The organism is Thermoactinomyces sp. CICC 23799 (assembly GCF_016055145.1).
Classification (GTDB): domain Bacteria; phylum Bacillota; class Bacilli; order Thermoactinomycetales; family Thermoactinomycetaceae; genus Thermoactinomyces; species Thermoactinomyces intermedius.
Genome location: NZ_JAECVV010000008.1, coordinates 153,277 through 169,634, shown reverse-complemented (window position 1 = coordinate 169,634; position 16,358 = coordinate 153,277). Strand labels below are relative to the sequence as shown.

The window sequence follows — 16,358 nt, the reverse complement described above, 5'->3', positions numbered from 1 at the left end:
TCGACGAACCCAAATTATATAAAGGTATAAAAAATTGGTTTTCTTGTTTATTGCTTCTCATCTTTCTCCTCCCCGGGCTCTGACTTTTTCAGTTCGGCCACAGCGATCTTGCGATGCCACTCCAAAAACGCCAACGTCTCCATCAACGCCCACTGATAATCTGCCCGGGATTTCCGGCTTAATTGCAAAAGCAGATCTTTATCCTCTTCAAACTCGGAATGCGGATGCTTTTTACAAATCCACTTGTTAATATGCTGATACAACCATTCATGGGGATCATCCGCCTTATCTTTGGCTGCCGAACGCAACTGGGCCAAAGCCTGTCCCAATCCGTTGATCAGAATGGCTCCCGCCAAATTCACCACATAACCGGCGTACTCATCCCCCTGTTTTCCCGTTTTGTCTCTTTGTTTTACCTTGCTTACCACGCTCAATGAATAAGCAGCGCGCTGTTGCTCCAAAGTTCTGTCACTCATTCTGTCCGCCTCCCAACACTTGGGTCACCATCCAGCCTTGGCCGATCGTTTCATTTCCCCCGACTTGGAGGTAATGGCTATCTTTCAGATAATCAGTAAACTCCTTCAATTTTTCCTCGTTACCAAACCGGGCCACAAACATCGTATAAAAAAGCGTATCCGGCGGAATCACTTCTTCCTGCCACAAGTTATTGCTTTTTTTCGTTCCGGACTCCAATTCATTCCGGAAATTTACCGGCAACCCGTAGCGGGCAAAGTAAGCAAACTCATCGTCATTGATGATCGAAAGCCTGTTTTTCAACTCTTTATGTAAAAAAGGATGACGGATCAATTTCTTTAAATACGGAACCAAGCGGTCTATCAGGTCCGTTTCTTCCCGAACCTTAAATGTTAACTCTTCCAGGAAGATTGGTTTATCTTTTTCATATACACCAGCAGCAATCATTTCCCCGTTATTAATTTCCGGAATTTCGAGCGGAAAAGAATTCTGTTTATCCAACACCCCGGCCATTTTCATATCCCGGTAAAACCGTTTCAGTAAATAAGGGCTTGTCACCCAACGGTAATGCCCGGTCAAGGAACGGACGGGAAGCAACAACAGACGTGCATCCGCCACCCCAAAGGCGCCCGCATGATCTTGTTTACCAAATAAATCTTCCAAACCTTTTTCCCCTTTTTCCTCCAACCATTTTTCTCTCAAAGCCCCTTTCAAACCGGAGCCCGGAATGGTCGGACTGCCGGTGGTTTTCTCCCGGGCGACCGGCAAATCGATGACACTGTATACTTGTCCGGCTCCTGGATGAACCGGTGTTTCAGCCAACATTCCCAAGATGTATCCTTTCATTTCGCTTCTCCTCTCTTCTTCCAGGTTCCGATCACCATTTGTCCCATCCCGTATTCCTGGTATTCTCCCGTTGTCACTCCATGTAAATGCTTAAATTTGACCAACTCCTCCGGATCCGCCTGATAAAACCAGGTGCTTCCGGACGGAAGAAAAGTCATCAGCGTCCGCGGCCATGTTCTGGCCACATTCCAACCGCCGATTTGCACCGCTTTGCCGATGCCGGCGGAAAGGCAAACAGCGGATGAAAGATGTTCCCTGATTTCCGGCGGTCCTTGGTTCACCGCTTCTTTCATATCCGGATACCGGCCGGGCGTCAGCAAAGTCACCGTAAAATAACCATTTCCATCTTGGTGAAATTGTTTATCTTCAGGGATGCCAGGAAAACCGGAATCATCTTCCGCATCTTTTTCTTCCACCGTCACTTCCGCAAAACGGCCTTCCCCGCCCAACGGAATCATGAACTTCTCCGGCACTTGCCATTTTTCATCCATTCCGAAGACTTCCACCACGACTTCCAGATCCCGGTCCGGACGAGTGTGTGTGACGGCATACAGATGATGATCCTCAGCCGTCCGGTTGGGGCCCCGCTTGATCCCGACACGCCGCTCCGGTTTCCAATGATCTTTTGGACAGAGAAACGAATCCGGTTCGGGAACGCCTCCCTCCAGAATGGCCTCCATCCCTTCACAATCGACCCACCAGTCCTCGATCCATTTACCATCCGGCAGATGACGGTCCGGAGACAAAAAGAATTTCTCTTGCAAAAAGTCGCTTTCACCACTTTTTTCTGTCGGGGAAAGCCGGGTCAACCGCTCTCTGGTGCCGTACAACACCAGCGGTACCGGGTCGTATCGTTTTCCATGCATTTGCAAATATGGTCCGGACAATCTTAAATTTCCCAGTGAATCCGGCTGTGCCCAGACTTTCCGCTTTTCCTCCAAGGAAAGCCCGTGGGTATCGATGTATTCGCCTCCCAGCTCTTTGGGCCACTTTCTTCCGGGAACCCACTGTTTGATAAAATAGGCCATTGCCGCCCGGATGGCACCTTGCAAAGTGAAGATTGAAGGTGGAAACACTCCTTGCGGCGCCACCCCCGTCTCCTCCATATTAAACGGGGTTCCATCCCGGAAAAACAAAGTGTCCAATGCACGAAAACGCCATATCCACTTTCGTTGGTTATGCATCTTTTTCGAATCCTTTCTGTGCCAAAAACTTCGCCAAGATCGCTCCATCTGCTTTGAATTCGTTCGTCTCTTTGAGTCGGACGGTGTCCCCCTCCATCGATCGCTTCACGACAAAGCAGACTTGGAGCAACCGATCCATTTGCTCTTCGATCTTTTCTTTCTTCTCATCGGTCCATTTTCCGGAATCTCCCAAAATCCGGACATAGTCTGAAATCAATAACCGTTTGACCTGTTTCCGGTCGAGAACCGCTTCCACCTGATTTTCCAACAATGACTCATACATGGACAATTTATATAAAAAGCTGTTGGACAAAAGCGGATCGTCCTTCTTTTGCAGACCTTCCCGAATGTCATCAAAGACGGTCCGGTTCGTTTCCCAATCCAACACAAAATGCTCCCAAGGTGCCGACCACTGTGTGGCAATCCCCGAGCTTGTCCAAACCCCGACGGCCAAGCTGTCGCGTCCGGTCCCGCTTTTGGCCACATCATCCAGCAAGCGATGCCCTTCCTTCACCACTTCTTTCAATGGAACCTTGTAATGGGCAAAAAGGATCGCGGCAGAACCCGTCGCTGTTTTCGCTGCAATATGATCTTTGGAAAATACTTTTTCAAACGCCTTTTTGTACCGCTTGGAAAGATCGACAGCGGCCGGGATTGCCTGATCCAGCGGAAACATCGCCATCAAATCGTCCCCGCCGGCATAAATCGTCACGCCGTCATACCGGTCACGAATGTAATCGGCCAAGCCCGGCTCCTTTTCATCCCCCAGTGAAAAAACAGATAAAGCCTGGCTGACCTTCCATTCTTCGCGGGTGTCCTTTAAAGCTTGCAACAAATCCCCCAACTTGTCCCCGTCCATGACAAGGAGTGCATAATAATTCGCAAACGGTTTTCCCAACTTTTTGTTCAATGCATCCAATTGCTTCTTCAGTTCCCGGACCTTTTCATCGTTTTCGATCAGTTTGTCCAACTCGTTGGGATAAAAAGCCTTGGGATCCAGCGTCAAAAATGCATCGGCCCCCGCTTTTTCCGCTTCAGCCCGTAAATTGGGAAAATGATTTTTGGCGGCAGGACTTCTCAAAATCCCGTATTCCCTCGCTTTTTTCGCAAAATCAACGGCAAGGTCGGGACACTCATGAAGCGCCTGTTTCATCCCGGAATGAGCAGACAAATGATAAACCGACGGGAAAGAAACAGCATGATCCGTCCATTTCCAACCGATCGCCTCTTGGGTGACACGTGGGAAAAAGCGCTTGATGGTGCCAATCGCACTCAACCGTTCAGTTTCTTCCTTAATTTCCAAGGCATGGGTTTGTCCCAGATGATCCTTAAAGCACCTCCAAAAAACACTTTGTTTTTTTCTCTCTTTGGCCCGCACATACCCGGACAACTCCTGCAACCGGGAAATGAGCATGCATTTGTCTCCCGGTTCATCCGTGGGAATATAACTGCGCCAGTACTTCCGGTAATTTAACTGACTGGGGCTATCAGCCACCACCCATGTGATCTCCCACCAGTTTTTCACTTGGCGTTCCCAAATCTCCCTGGTGTTTTTACCCGCAGATGCCGGTCTCGCCACAAACCGCTTCCAAACAGCATCTGCGATCCTTTCCCATGCTTCAAGCACCGCCTTTTCACATGCTTCCGGCCGGAAATCTTCCGGGATGGAGGCGGTAAAGCGGTTGGGCAATGACCCGATCCACGGTCCGTCCACATGCGGTTCCTTCAAGCCGGATTTTCGAATCGCCTTTACCAGCGGATCTTCATGCACTCTGGGAAACACGATTTTCCCCTTGTGTTCCGTAATGTAAGCCATGGCACATCCTGACAAATAAGACAACAAAAAAGAGCCGGCCAGCAAATCCCGCGTCCGTCTGGCCTGGGCCACAAAATCCTGTACCGGACCGATGGAAAAATGAAGCAGTCGTTGATCATTCATAGCCACATACCCTCCGGTAATGTTTCTCTTTTAATTGATCTTTAAATGATTGAATGGCTCCGGCATAGTTTACGGGTGGATAATCCTCAAAATATGGTTTTCCATTTCTCTTTTTTCTCAAATGCAACTCTTCCGGAAATTGAGTGGTTAAAAACAAAAAGGCTGAGTAGTATCGCTGCTTGACTTGAAACACCCTTAACCAAACCGGCGAAGGAGTTCGATCATATTCTTTATCTTTCGGCTCCAATGTACCGCCTTGAGTACGTTTTGGAAGACCAAAGATGACTGCATTTCTTTTATTTTTGGAACAAAAATTTTTGATAATATCGCCTGCGGTCTCCCATACTTTATCGGCACATTTGTCATTGACAACTGATACAAATAGTGAAGAATGATGATCCAGGATGGTATGGCTTTGTTCATCGTTCGGATCATGGTTTACCACGAAATTATTCCAGCATCTTGTTAAATTCTCTTCCCAATCTTCAAGTGATTTGGCGTTATGTAAAATCGGGAAATCATTATCGATCATGGATTGAAGCTTTTCACAATTTTTCGCTTCCCATTTTTCCAAAGCAATCGTCCCGTATCCGCGACGGACTTTTGCTCCCACACCTCCAAAATGGCCGAGCAGCCAAATGCTGGCCAGAAGTCCCCACCAATCCGGATCCGGTTTTTTACCTTGTTTTAAATGAGGTCGTAAAAGAAATTCGATTTCAAAACTTTTATCCTTATAAAAATCTGAGTTTCCTCTTCCCTTGGGTTTTTCTAAAAACCGCATCAAAAAAGCCGATTGTCCGGCTTTTCCATTGGCACCGCCAAACAGATACTCTTCTTGCGTGATCCCGAGTGGTTTCACCTTTTTCTTATAATGCGGATTGGCAGCCCGGTACCAATACCGTAGCGCTCCTTTGATGGAAGGGATGCGAAGCTCGACTATCGGTTTTTTTCCTTTGTTATATGCACCATATAATTTTAATGGAGTCATCACACGAAACCTGGCTGTAATCCTGGGATGCTTCATGTGCTCAGCCCTCCTTTTTTTCAGGGAGTGCATGGATATATGTAAAGATATGGCCTAATAAAGTTAAACGAGTGTTAGCAGGAGTAAACCAACCATATTTATTGAGTTCTCCCATATCATCTTTTGAAATTCGATTATTCGGATCATCTGAATAAACAATAACCGGAATATCTGAATCCTCCTCAGTCAACAATTGAATCATTTTTCTCATTCTTAGATCATTACTTTGATTTCTTTTGTCATAGCAATAAACAAAAGTATCATTGTCTCTCAGTTTATTTTTAACTTTTTCTTCAGGAAACCGTTCTGGATCTGTCTCTAATAAAAAATATTCAGGCTTTCTCACTCCTCGCTTGATCAGCGCGGGATTTAGATATTCCTGCATCTTATACAAATCTTCCTCTGACCCAAGAACCAGTATCTTCGCTTCTTTATATCTCCGTTCATTTTCCATCAACTGCTCTAAGTCATCTACTCTTTTATTCAATTTGTTTTCTTTTACAAATCGATCCCATTTCTTACTGAATTCTTCTTCCACTTCTGCTTTTTGTTTTTCAAATTTATCCATTGATTTTTTCTTCAAGTCCTCATATTCTTGCTCAGCTTTGTCTTTCAATTTCTTACAAAACGAAAAAAAAGATGCTCCGAGGAAAAAGGCAGCTAATCCCCCAACAACATATAAAAAGGTTAAAAACTTATCCCATTCTCTTTCTACGAATGCACGGTTATCATCCATGTCCTTATCTGCTGAATTTTTAAATTCCTTGATCTGCTCTTTTAAAAAGTTGTACTCATCATTTTTGGCTTTCAGCTTTTCGACTTCAGAGCGAAGGCTTTCCACTTCTTTTTTTAATGCTTCCACATCCTGAGATTCTTGAGCTTGTCCTTCTGCCGGAATCAGGAAAACTCCGGAAAGCATCAGGACTGTCAGTAAAAGCAGAAAGTGTTTTCGCATCTTTCTCCTCCTCTCACATCGACAAAAATTTTGTTTTAATATAATAAAACATAAACATTTAAAAATTATTCAACGCTTTTTGTAAAAAACCCTCTTTTCTTTACAAATCAGTCAAAATCAAAATGAATTTGATAAAATTAAATTCCTTCTCTTTAGCGAAAGAAGCCGGATTTCATCGTTTATAAGCTTGTTGCCACTTTGCAACCACATAAATATTTCACAACATCCGATTTGTCACTGTTTCAAATCCTCACATAAAAATTAATAAACCAAAAAGATACCGGATCGATGTCATTCCCCGCAAGAATTTGAAGAATACGGAGAAAAAATGGTTAAATCCTTTTGGATCAAGAATCATAGCAATCGAATTTTGATGAAAATTTTTGTATATATTATATTTTCATAATATAATCGTTTTATGGCTTACGGGAATCAAAAAGAAGGGGGAAGTCCAATGAAAATCCAAGGCAACGCCACTTTTAACAGCTCCAAAAGCCAAGTCAATATTGCCAGTGATCAGGCAACCATTCACGCCTCTTATTCCCAATCATCCCAAGAAGACCTCATGGAAAAATTATGGATCGCTCTTCAAAAGTTGCACGAAGCATTGGAAAACGTGCCCAACCCTGACAAAGAACTGGTAAAACTGAGTGCCACGACGGAGGACCTCTTGGAAGAAATGAAAAACGATAAAGTCTCCAAGAGCAAACTGACACGCTTCCGGGAAAAAATTGAAAAAATCCATCCAGAGCTTCAATTGGGTTCCACTTTGCTTGCAGCCATCAGCACCGCCAGTGATGTAATTCAAACGATCACAAATACATAGAAAGAGTGATGAACATGGAGAAAATCAATACCAAAGAATTAAAGGATTATTTGTATTGTCCGGAATACTGGTTCAAACGAAAGACGGATAATGAATATCAATGGAATATTGATATATCTGCTCAACGAAGGCGATATGAAAAACGAAAAAAGCGTTATGAGCATTATCAAAAGCTAAAAAAGGACCTCTTTTACGCCAAGAAAAGAGCAAAGACGAAAAAGCGTAAACGTCACACCAAAAAGAAAAGACCAAATGAGCCAATCATTTTCCTAGGTTCCTTACTCCTGGCTATGTTGGTCCTCAAATCGTATGTGTTATATATCTTTCTGACCGGATTAGTAATCGGGGTGCTCTGGTGGCTCCATAAGAACTGGAAACAGTGGACGGTCCGCATCCTGGAGAAACAATTGGATCCATACCGGCTGCTTTTGAAAGAATTAAAAATCAACCCTTCATTGGTTCTCTATGATTTTTCATCAAAACCTCCCCTTGGTACCAAACTGGAGGTGACTTATGAAGGAAACAAATTTTATATCCACTTGGATCGTTCCAATGATAAAATCCCCGGCTATCTCCGTTACAGCAAAAAAAGTGATCTCATTGAATTGGCCGCCCAAATGAAAATCTTCCATTCACATTTTTTCACAGATCACATCATCGGCCAAATTAAATATCAAAATGAAACCAAAACAATTCTTTGGAAAAAAGAAAAAAAGCTGACGAAAAAAATGAACACTTTATTAAGTGGAGTCAATGAGATTGTTCATCAAGTGGAAGGCGGTCTGCACAAAAACTCAAAACCTTTGCCCTTTCGCTGTGCGCAATGCCCCATTCAGTCCGAATGTCAATCCTGCACTATCTATCCAAAAGCCAGAACCTCTCCGAATGAAGCAGTGGAAAAAACTTATGAACAATTCGTCGAAACTGCCTCCAAATTGCTTTCCACCTCCAAAAAACACTGGCAAAACGATGCAAAAGAACTGTTCAACGTCATCCAATCCTCTGCGTCCATTCAAAAAATCATCCAAAAGCACTGCACTTCCAGTCGTTCCTTTGACATCGAAGAGTTAATTGAAACAGCCGCGTTCCACAAAACCCGATTATTTAACACCACATTAAGCAAAAAAGACGAATTGTCCTTGGCTTACCAACTGCTCCAATATATTGCTTATAAAGGGCGCAGCTTCAAGCAAAAAACCATGGAAGATTTGGCGGGGGCTTATGGTTTCACCAAATGGTACGATCACCGAACCCACAGTGATCAAACCATCCGCTCCTTTTTCAACACCGTCATGAACCGGTTGATCCAAACCATTGAATCTGAATTGCAAAAGCAAATTCCCAAAGAAAAAATGGAACAAGTCATTTTCAACCTGAACCGAAGCCAACTGAATATTGCCTCTGATCTTGCAACCATTCGTGCAGAAATGCGTGTGGATGATGACTTTAGAGATGAAGAGGAAGAAGATGCGGATAAAAAGGATGGAGAAATGGAAATCTCGACGAAAAAGCAGTTTGCAAACCATCTGCGTTAAATAACAGACCTCCGTCTTGTTCAGACGGAGGTTTTGCACTAAAATAAAGAAACAGTTTGTCAATTCATCATTTTTCAATAAAGGAGCAAAAATTATGCTTTCAACCAATCAAATTTATATCAGAAAGTTAGAACTTTCTGATGCCGAAGCGTTGTATGAATTGAGAACCCGCAATCTGAAATATTTCCAGCCGTTTGAACCCATCCGGCCCGACGCGTATCACACGTTGGAAGGTCAAAAAGAAAAAATCGAAAAAAACCTTTGGAAGTGGAAAAACGATTTGGGATACAGTTTCGGTATCTTCCTGGCCTCCACGGACCAATTGATCGGCCAGGTCAATTTAAGCCATATTGTTCGTGGAGCTTGGCAAAATGCCTCCATCGGTTATTTTATGGATCACTCGATGCAAAGAAAAGGATATACGACAGAAGCCGTCAACTTGGCATTGGACTTTGCTTTCAACCAAGCCGGGTTACATCGCGTTGAAGCCGCGATCATGCCGCGAAACACCGCTTCCATCCGGGTGGTCGAAAAAGTGGGCTTTCTTTATGTCGGTCTCTCCAAATACTATTTACAAATCAACGGTGTCTGGGAAGACCATCACATCTATGCCATCACGCAGGAAACGTGGCAGGAAAAATCATTGAATAACTAAATGCTGAAAACAATGACCGCAAATTGTTTATTTCCTTTCCTTTAAATAGCGGACCGGAACATGATCTGTCAACCAAACCCCATTGGCAGAACGAAAAAAGACATATCCTTCCTTATGCATCTCCTTTGCCAGAACAACCAAGATGACAGGTTTTCCGTGTCTGCTTCCCACCTTACGGGCCACATCCGGATCCCCGGATAAATGCACATGATGCCGTTTTCCTTTCACCAGTCCCTTTTGACGGATGGAATGAAGAAAACGTTCCGCCGTTCCATGATACAACCGATCCGGCGGTTGCACCGGCTTGAGATTTAAATTGACCGCGATGGAATGCCCTTGATTCGCGCGGATCTTTTGTCCATCTTCACTCAAAGCAAAACGCTGCTTCTCATTCGTCGCCACAATCCGCTCCAACACCGTCCGATCCATCGGAACCCCATGGTTGCGGCATGCCGTCAAAAGCTTCTCCACATCCACCCATCCATTTTGATCCAACTCAAGACCGACCATCTCCGGCTTATGACGTAAAACTTTGCTCAGAAACTTACTCAGACGGACATCTGATTTTAACAAAACCATCAAGCTCCTTTGAACGAAAAATGACAAGTTGAATATAAACAATTTTACGAGCTGGGACAATCCTAAAAAAGAACCCGACAGATATATTGGAAAGCCTCCGTCTTGTACAGACGGGGGTTTTATTTTTGGGCAATCATTCGTTCTAATAAATCGAATTGTATAATTTAATTTATAATTAATAAAAAATATTTATTCGTCCGAATATATATTTTTAGATAATATTAGGAGGTTTCCTCATCTATGTTTATCATCGGAAAAGAATACCAGCGCAGAAAACTTCACGAACTCTATGGTGGACAACGTTATGGAGGCATTTCTACTCCAAAAAATTACCCATTTATCATGCTTTTCACAGGAGAGTCTGGACAAAACTACGGCTATAAAGATTATTGGGAAGACGGTGTTTTTTATTATACAGGCGAAGGACAAAAAGGTCCGATGCAATTTACGAAAGGTAATAAAGCCATTCGAGAACATAATGAAAACGGCAAAGACCTTTATTTATTCCAGTATGTTCGAAAAGGAGTCGTCGCGTTTGTCAATCAGTTAACTTACATCGGACATCATTTTGAAAACGATGGCCAACGTGAGATTATTGTTTTTCACCTCGCAATTTCGGATCTCGTCAATCAATGGGATGAAACCCCGATAGAATCCGAAGATTTCAAAACCAACGACCTTCATACCTTAAAAAAGATAGCACTTGATCAGCAAATAAAAACACAAAGTAGCACCATCTCTGAGGGGAAAGTGATTTACCGAAAAAGAACACTCGCGGTCAAAAAATACGCACTCGCCAGATCGAAAGGGAAATGCGAAGCATGCGGCCAACCGGCTCCTTTTATCAATAAAAAGAATGAGCCCTTTCTTGAGGTTCATCATTTAAGACGCTTATCCGATGGTGGATATGACCATCCCGAACATGTCGCAGCCATTTGTCCAAACTGCCATCGACGCGTACATAATGGGATCGATGGCAAAGATTATAACGAGAAGTTAATCCAAAAGATCCATCAAAAAGAAAAAAGGTTAAACATCAACTGTTAGTTATAAGAAAAAACAGCAAATATCCCTCTTGATCTAAGGCCACAAAGAAAAAATATTCCAAAGAACAACCATATAAACAACCTTGATCTTGTCACACCCTGTTTTTTGAATAAACAGGGTTTTTTATTTTGATGCCTTATGATAAGATCAGATTATAAATATCATATATGGAATATTAAATCACATATGTGATTTAGCGAGGTGGAAAATGTCTGTTAAATCTGCAGAACGAGTGTTACTCATTTTTGAGCTACTGGCAAATAACACTGAAGGCCTGACCATTAAAGAGATTAGTGAGAAACTCACCATCCCACAAAGTAGCACTTCCAATTTGGTTCGTACTCTTCTTCAGGCAGGGTACCTCACTCAAGATTCGCTCAAACGTTATCAATTAGGCCCCAAGCTGATCCAAATTGGAACCGTTGCTATGGATTCGTTGGATATCTCATCACAGGGAAGGCCGTATCTTAAAAAATTGATGGAAGAAGTGGAAGAAACGGTTTTTATGGCCGTCCTCTCTGGGAAAGAACTGGTCTATGTTGCCAAAATTGACAGTGATCGTTCGATTCGTACCACCGCGCAACCAGGTTATCGGAAACCTTTATATTGCACGGGTTTAGGCAAAACTTTCTTAGCATTTTTGCCAGAACCAGATCGAAAAGCATTGTTGGACGAAATCAAACTGACTCCGATCACACCCAAGACGATCACAGACAGGGAAACATTGGAAACACAACTCGAAACCTTTGCAGAACAAGGATACGCCGTGGATGATGAGGAGAATGAAGAAGGCTTGTTCTGCCTGGCTGCTCCTATCTTTGGCGTTGACCACAAGATACAAGCAGCTATCAGTGTTGCAGGGCCGAGAGAGCGAATGCTTCACCGTAAAGAACAAATCATAGAGAAACTTTCACAAACTGCATTGATCATTTCAAAAAACATTGGATATTCCCATGCACTTCACAAATAATTGGAGGCTTTTGAATGGATGTTGTCAGTATTGGAGAAACAATGGCACTGTTTACTCCCGATCAACGAGGGCCTATGAGATACGCCCGAAATTTTTCATTAAAAATGGCTGGAGCTGAAACCAATACATTGATCGGGTTAGCCAAGCTAGGGCACAAGACGGGTTGGATCAGTCGGGTTGGAAAAGATGAATTTGGCGCCTTTCTACTCCATTCAATTCGCGGAGAAGGTGTCGATACAAGTCGTGTCACTGTGGATGATCAAGCTTTGACGGGCATCTTTTTTAAAGAAATTCGAAATGAAAAAGATGTTCGTATCACCTATTACCGGAAGCATTCAGCAGCTAGCCGCATCCATCATGAGCAAATTGACGAAGACTACATCGCCAGCGCACGTTTCCTCTATCTTACCGGGATCACCCCTGCATTAAGTGAATCCTGTCGGAAAGCGATATTCTATAGCATGGACGTGGCAAAAAAACATGGCGTGAAAATTGTTTTTGATCCTAATTTGCGTCTTAAGCTTTGGAGTAAGAAGGAAGCAAGAAAAACGCTTTTATCGATGGCAGAAATGGCAGATCTGGTCCTCCCCGGTTATCAGGAAGGAATATTTCTAACGGAAACCACAGATATCAAAGAAATGGCCGATGTTTTCCATCAACTCGGAAATGAAATCGTGATCATAAAATGTGGAGAAAAAGGCGCCTACTATTCCCTTCACAATCAATCGGGATTTATTCACAGTTTTCCAGTGAAAAAAGTGATCGATCCCGTTGGGGCCGGAGATGGTTTCGCAGCGGGTGTGCTCTCAGGCTTGTTGGATGGACTCTCTATTTCCCAGTCGGTTGAAAGAGGTTGCGCCATTGGAGCCATGGTGACTACTGTTCCTGGAGATATCGAAGGGCTTCCAGATCGCGAAACATTGGAAGCGTTTTTAAAATCCGTGGACCAAGAAGATATTGAACGCTAAATAAAGGAAGGAGCTGATGGAGTGAACACTTACGCTCGCATTGTTGAGAACAAAATTGTCGCGATCATCCGCGGGGCTCATCCCTCCGATGTCATTCAAATCATCCATGCGCTAAGGGATGGCGGGATTCATGTCGTCGAAATCACGATGAACTCCCCCAAAGTGTTATCTGTTTTGGAAGCGGCTACAGACACCTTTGGTGACCAAGTTGTGATTGGAGCGGGTACGGTCTTGGATGCAGAAACCGCTCGTGCTGCGATCCTGGCTGGTGCCAAATTCATTTTATCTCCCACAACTGATGAGGAAACCATTAAAATGACCAAACGATATGGGATAATTAGCATTCCTGGTGCTTTGACACCAACGGAAATCCTTCGGGCTTATGAATATGGTGGAGATATTATCAAGGTTTTCCCAGCTACGTTGGGACCTCGATATATCAAGGACCTGCGTGGTCCCCTTCCTCAGATTCCTCTCCTTCCTACAGGCGGAATTGATCTAGATAACATCGCTCAATTTATCGAAGCAGGCGCCGTCGGTTGTGGCATCGGGAGTTCGCTCGTCAATCCCAGACAGGAAATTAATGAGGAATCACTAAAAGCGATCACGTCCAAGGCAAAACAATTTGTCTCAGCTGTAAACCATATTCATAGATAAAGGAGCGAAGTTTAATGAAAATAACAGGTTATAAATTGTTTCAAGTTCCACCCCGCTGGCTGTTTTTAAAAGTAGAAACCGATGAGGGACTCATCGGTTGGGGAGAACCAGTGATTGAAGGCCGGGCAGAAACCGTCAAAACTGCCGTTAAAGAACTAATGGAGTATTTAATTGGACAAGACCCTCTTCGGATTGAAGACCATTGGAACCTTATGTACCGCTCTGGTTTTTACCGAGGGGGACCAATATTAATGAGTGCCATTGCTGGCATTGATCAAGCCCTGTGGGATCTGAAAGGGAAATATTTTGGCATTCCCGTTTATCAATTGCTAGGTGGCGCTTGCCGGGATTCTATCCGTATTTATTCTTGGATTGGTGGCGATCGTCCATCCAATGTAGCAGATGCAGCCAAAAAAGCGGTCGAATCCGGTTTTACCGCTGTCAAAATGAATGGTACTGAGGAACTGCAAATCATTGATTCTTATGAAAAGATTGACCAAGCCGTCGAAAGGATCGCTGCAGTTCGAGAAGCTGTTGGCCCATCCGTCGGTATTGGCATTGATTTTCATGGTCGCGTCCATAAGCCGATGGCCAAAATTTTAGCCAAAGAGCTCGAACCGTATCGTCCCATGTTTATCGAAGAACCCGTATTGCCAGAAAATAATGAAGCATTAAAAGAAATTGCACAGTCTACCCATATCCCGATTGCTACGGGTGAGCGAATGTTCTCGCGCTGGCATTTTAAAAATCTTTTAATTGATGGTTATGTAGACATTATCCAACCAGACCTTTCTCATGCCGGGGGAATCACCGAATGCAAAAAAATTATTTCCATGGCTGAAGCATTTGATGTAGCCGCTGCCCCCCACTGTCCATTGGGCCCCATTGCTTTGGCAGCTTGCTTGCATGTAGATGCGACCTGCTATAACGCCTTTATCCAAGAACAAAGCTTAGGCATTCATTATAACCAAGGTAGTGATTTGCTTGATTACCTTGTTGACAAACAGGTTTTTGCATATAAAGACGGATATGTTCAGATTCCAAACGATCCCGGACTTGGTATCGAGATTGATGAAGAACACGTCAGAAAAATGGCAAAGATCGAACACAACTGGCGCAATCCCGTCTGGCGACATCGAGATGGTAGCATTGCCGAATGGTAAAACGAAAGGAGAAAGGCGCAAGACCAGACATGAATCAACGGAAAAATCGAAACAAACCGACACGGGTACGTTACGCCATTTTGGCACTCATTTTTGTAAACGTTGTCATCAACTATATGGATCGAAGCAATATCTCCGTGGCCGCCACGGCGATCAGTCAAGATTTGCAATTGAATTCGGTCCAATTGGGACTCATCTTTTCTGCCTTTGGTTGGGCGTATGCCGCTCTCCAAATTCCAGGTGGATGGTTGGTAGACCGACTTGGTCCCCGAATCATCTATAGTCTTTCTTTGTTTACTTGGTCCTTAGCGACCCTTTTTCAAGGCTTTACCAGAGGGTTTGCTTCTTTATTTGGGCTTCGTTTTGCAATTGGGGCATTTGAAGCCCCATCCTTTCCGACCAATAACAAAATTGTGACCAGTTGGTTTCCGGATCGTGAAAGAGCTTCGGCCATTGGAATGTACACCTCGGGTCAATTTGTTGGTTTGGCATTTTTAACTCCATTGCTTGTGACGATCCAACACTTCTTAGGTTGGCGAGGATTATTGATTGTAACCGGTCTGATCGGGATCATTTGGTCTGCCATTTGGTATTTGATTTACCGCAATCCTTCCGATAGTCGAAAAGTTAACCAGGACGAACTGGACTATATCAAAGAAGGAGGCGGATTAATCGATACAAAAGATTACCTAACCAACAAAGATAAAAAGAAATTTCAATGGAGTGATTTAAAAGAAGTCTTTACCCATCGCAAGCTTTGGGGGATTTATCTTGGACAATTTGCAGTCACTTCCACCTTATGGTTCTTCTTGACTTGGTTTCCCACATACCTCGTCGAATATCGGGGACTGGGCTTTATTCAATCTGGTTTTTTAGCTTCTATTCCCTTTTTAGCAGCTTTTGTAGGTGTATTGATTTCTGGATTCTTGTCTGATTATTTGGTGAAACGAGGCATTTCCATGGGGGTTGCTCGCAAGACACCAATCATTGTCGGGCTGTTCCTTTCCATTTCCATTATAGGAGCCAACTTTGTAAACAGTGCTGCTCTCATCATTTTCTTTATGACCATCGCTTTCTTTGGAAATGGACTCGCATCCATCACCTGGGTGCTCGTCTCTTCCCTTGCCCCCAAAAACCTGATTGGGTTAACCGGTGGTGTTTTCAACTTTATTGGTAACCTTTCTTCCATTGTGGTCCCTCTGGTCATTGGATTCTTAATCAAAGATGGCAATTTCGCTCCAGCGCTGATCTTTATTGGTACCATGGCTTTAATCGGTGCATTATCTTATATTTTTCTGGTTGGAAAAGTGGAACGGATTGCTGTCCATGAGGAGAATCCAGCAAGCTCTTCTGCTTCATCTTTATAAGTTCTTTCTTAAAGAGGCTGTCTAATCAGCCTCTTTTTCTTTCATTTTCTAGTACACACATTTTCTCCCGAAATCCTTCACGATAATGAGAAAACAAAACAAAAACAGCATGAGAAGGATCAAACCGCCGGAAATGAAAACCAACCGCCTGTGATTCTGTTTTACAACC

General features: G+C 43.5%; 16 protein-coding genes. 9 read left to right on the top strand and 7 right to left on the bottom strand.

Going from position 1 to position 16,358, the window contains the following annotated elements; genetic code table 11:
- Positions 1-47: 47 nt before the first annotated feature.
- From cmr5 to I8U21_RS12020, 6 genes are read right to left on the bottom strand one after another with little or no spacing between them, the layout of a single operon-like run.
- On the bottom strand, positions 48-476 hold the full coding sequence (cmr5, locus tag I8U21_RS12045) for a type III-B CRISPR module-associated protein Cmr5 (protein WP_198053996.1): 429 nt from the start codon (positions 474-476) through the stop codon (positions 48-50).
- Positions 469-1,320, bottom strand: a complete 852-nt coding sequence (cmr4, locus tag I8U21_RS12040) for a type III-B CRISPR module RAMP protein Cmr4 (protein ID WP_198053995.1) — start codon at positions 1,318-1,320, stop codon at positions 469-471. The genes cmr5 and cmr4 overlap by 8 nt, the downstream gene beginning before the upstream one ends.
- Positions 1,317-2,504, bottom strand: a complete 1,188-nt coding sequence (locus I8U21_RS12035; protein WP_198053994.1) for a type III-B CRISPR module-associated Cmr3 family protein — start codon at positions 2,502-2,504, stop codon at positions 1,317-1,319. Before I8U21_RS12035 ends, cmr4 begins: the two co-directional genes overlap by 4 nt.
- On the bottom strand, positions 2,497-4,443 hold the full coding sequence (gene cas10, locus I8U21_RS12030; protein ID WP_198053993.1) for a type III-B CRISPR-associated protein Cas10/Cmr2: 1,947 nt from the start codon (positions 4,441-4,443) through the stop codon (positions 2,497-2,499). The genes I8U21_RS12035 and cas10 overlap by 8 nt, the downstream gene beginning before the upstream one ends.
- Complete coding sequence (locus I8U21_RS12025) at positions 4,436-5,431, bottom strand: RAMP superfamily CRISPR-associated protein (protein ID WP_370527089.1); 996 nt, start codon at positions 5,429-5,431, stop codon at positions 4,436-4,438. The genes cas10 and I8U21_RS12025 overlap by 8 nt, the downstream gene beginning before the upstream one ends.
- 40 nt (positions 5,432-5,471) lie before the next feature.
- Positions 5,472-6,422: a coiled-coil domain-containing protein gene (locus tag I8U21_RS12020; RefSeq protein WP_198053991.1), complete on the bottom strand. Its 951-nt coding sequence runs from the start codon at positions 6,420-6,422 to the stop codon at positions 5,472-5,474.
- Positions 6,423-6,876: 454 nt separating this feature from the next.
- On the opposite strand from I8U21_RS12020, the gene I8U21_RS12015 reads away from it, so the two are divergent.
- The 3 genes from I8U21_RS12015 to I8U21_RS12005 all read left to right on the top strand — a co-directional run bounded on the left by I8U21_RS12015 (position 6,877) and on the right by I8U21_RS12005 (position 9,438).
- On the top strand, positions 6,877-7,248 hold the full coding sequence (locus I8U21_RS12015; protein ID WP_198053990.1) for a hypothetical protein: 372 nt from the start codon (positions 6,877-6,879) through the stop codon (positions 7,246-7,248).
- A 14-nt stretch (positions 7,249-7,262) separates the two neighbouring features.
- A complete protein-coding gene (locus tag I8U21_RS12010; RefSeq protein WP_049719843.1) occupies positions 7,263-8,783 on the top strand; it encodes a hypothetical protein in 1,521 nt (506 codons plus the stop codon).
- 94 nt (positions 8,784-8,877) lie between these two features.
- Entirely contained in the window at positions 8,878-9,438 is a 561-nt protein-coding gene (locus I8U21_RS12005; protein WP_232337645.1) for a GNAT family N-acetyltransferase, read from the top strand.
- 27 nt (positions 9,439-9,465) lie between these two features.
- Here I8U21_RS12005 and I8U21_RS12000 read toward each other — a convergent pair whose 3' ends face one another.
- On the bottom strand, positions 9,466-10,011 hold the full coding sequence (locus I8U21_RS12000; RefSeq protein WP_370527086.1) for an RNA 2'-phosphotransferase: 546 nt from the start codon (positions 10,009-10,011) through the stop codon (positions 9,466-9,468).
- Between the two features lie 246 nt (positions 10,012-10,257).
- On the opposite strand from I8U21_RS12000, the gene I8U21_RS11995 reads away from it, so the two are divergent.
- The 6 genes from I8U21_RS11995 to I8U21_RS11970 all read left to right on the top strand — a co-directional run bounded on the left by I8U21_RS11995 (position 10,258) and on the right by I8U21_RS11970 (position 16,189).
- The gene (locus I8U21_RS11995) at positions 10,258-11,064 is read left to right on the top strand and encodes an HNH endonuclease (protein ID WP_062842915.1); all 807 of its coding nucleotides are present in this window, start codon (positions 10,258-10,260) and stop codon (positions 11,062-11,064) included.
- 208 nt (positions 11,065-11,272) lie between these two features.
- The gene (locus tag I8U21_RS11990; protein WP_049719840.1) at positions 11,273-12,034 is read left to right on the top strand and encodes an IclR family transcriptional regulator; all 762 of its coding nucleotides are present in this window, start codon (positions 11,273-11,275) and stop codon (positions 12,032-12,034) included.
- Positions 12,035-12,048: 14 nt separating this feature from the next.
- Complete coding sequence (locus I8U21_RS11985) at positions 12,049-13,002, top strand: sugar kinase (protein WP_049719839.1); 954 nt, start codon at positions 12,049-12,051, stop codon at positions 13,000-13,002.
- A 21-nt stretch (positions 13,003-13,023) separates the two neighbouring features.
- On the top strand, positions 13,024-13,659 hold the full coding sequence (locus I8U21_RS11980) for a bifunctional 4-hydroxy-2-oxoglutarate aldolase/2-dehydro-3-deoxy-phosphogluconate aldolase (RefSeq protein ID WP_049719838.1): 636 nt from the start codon (positions 13,024-13,026) through the stop codon (positions 13,657-13,659).
- Between the two features lie 14 nt (positions 13,660-13,673).
- The gene (gene dgoD, locus I8U21_RS11975; RefSeq protein ID WP_198050942.1) at positions 13,674-14,822 is read left to right on the top strand and encodes a galactonate dehydratase; all 1,149 of its coding nucleotides are present in this window, start codon (positions 13,674-13,676) and stop codon (positions 14,820-14,822) included.
- Positions 14,816-16,189: an MFS transporter gene (locus I8U21_RS11970; RefSeq protein ID WP_232335034.1), complete on the top strand. Its 1,374-nt coding sequence runs from the start codon at positions 14,816-14,818 to the stop codon at positions 16,187-16,189. Before dgoD ends, I8U21_RS11970 begins: the two co-directional genes overlap by 7 nt.
- The last annotated feature ends 169 nt before the right edge of the window (positions 16,190-16,358 follow it).

Excerpts from the sequence above, each read along its gene's own strand:
- I8U21_RS12005 (WP_232337645.1), top strand. The coding sequence starts at position 8,878 with ATGCTTTCAACCAATCAAATTTATATCAGAAAGTTAGAACTTTCTGAT.
- cas10 (WP_198053993.1), bottom strand. The coding sequence starts at position 4,443 with ATGAATGATCAACGACTGCTTCATTTTTCCATCGGTCCGGTACAGGAT.
- I8U21_RS12015 (WP_198053990.1), top strand. The coding sequence starts at position 6,877 with ATGAAAATCCAAGGCAACGCCACTTTTAACAGCTCCAAAAGCCAAGTC.
- I8U21_RS11990 (WP_049719840.1), top strand. The coding sequence starts at position 11,273 with ATGTCTGTTAAATCTGCAGAACGAGTGTTACTCATTTTTGAGCTACTG.
- I8U21_RS12020 (WP_198053991.1), bottom strand. The coding sequence starts at position 6,422 with ATGCGAAAACACTTTCTGCTTTTACTGACAGTCCTGATGCTTTCCGGA.
- dgoD (WP_198050942.1), top strand. The coding sequence starts at position 13,674 with ATGAAAATAACAGGTTATAAATTGTTTCAAGTTCCACCCCGCTGGCTG.
- I8U21_RS11970 (WP_232335034.1), top strand. The coding sequence starts at position 14,816 with ATGGTAAAACGAAAGGAGAAAGGCGCAAGACCAGACATGAATCAACGG.
- I8U21_RS12025 (WP_370527089.1), bottom strand. The coding sequence starts at position 5,431 with ATGACTCCATTAAAATTATATGGTGCATATAACAAAGGAAAAAAACCG.
- I8U21_RS11995 (WP_062842915.1), top strand. The coding sequence starts at position 10,258 with ATGTTTATCATCGGAAAAGAATACCAGCGCAGAAAACTTCACGAACTC.
- I8U21_RS12010 (WP_049719843.1), top strand. The coding sequence starts at position 7,263 with ATGGAGAAAATCAATACCAAAGAATTAAAGGATTATTTGTATTGTCCG.
- I8U21_RS12035 (WP_198053994.1), bottom strand. The coding sequence starts at position 2,504 with ATGCATAACCAACGAAAGTGGATATGGCGTTTTCGTGCATTGGACACT.
- cmr4 (WP_198053995.1), bottom strand. The coding sequence starts at position 1,320 with ATGAAAGGATACATCTTGGGAATGTTGGCTGAAACACCGGTTCATCCA.
- cmr5 (WP_198053996.1), bottom strand. The coding sequence starts at position 476 with ATGAGTGACAGAACTTTGGAGCAACAGCGCGCTGCTTATTCATTGAGC.
- I8U21_RS11985 (WP_049719839.1), top strand. The coding sequence starts at position 12,049 with ATGGATGTTGTCAGTATTGGAGAAACAATGGCACTGTTTACTCCCGAT.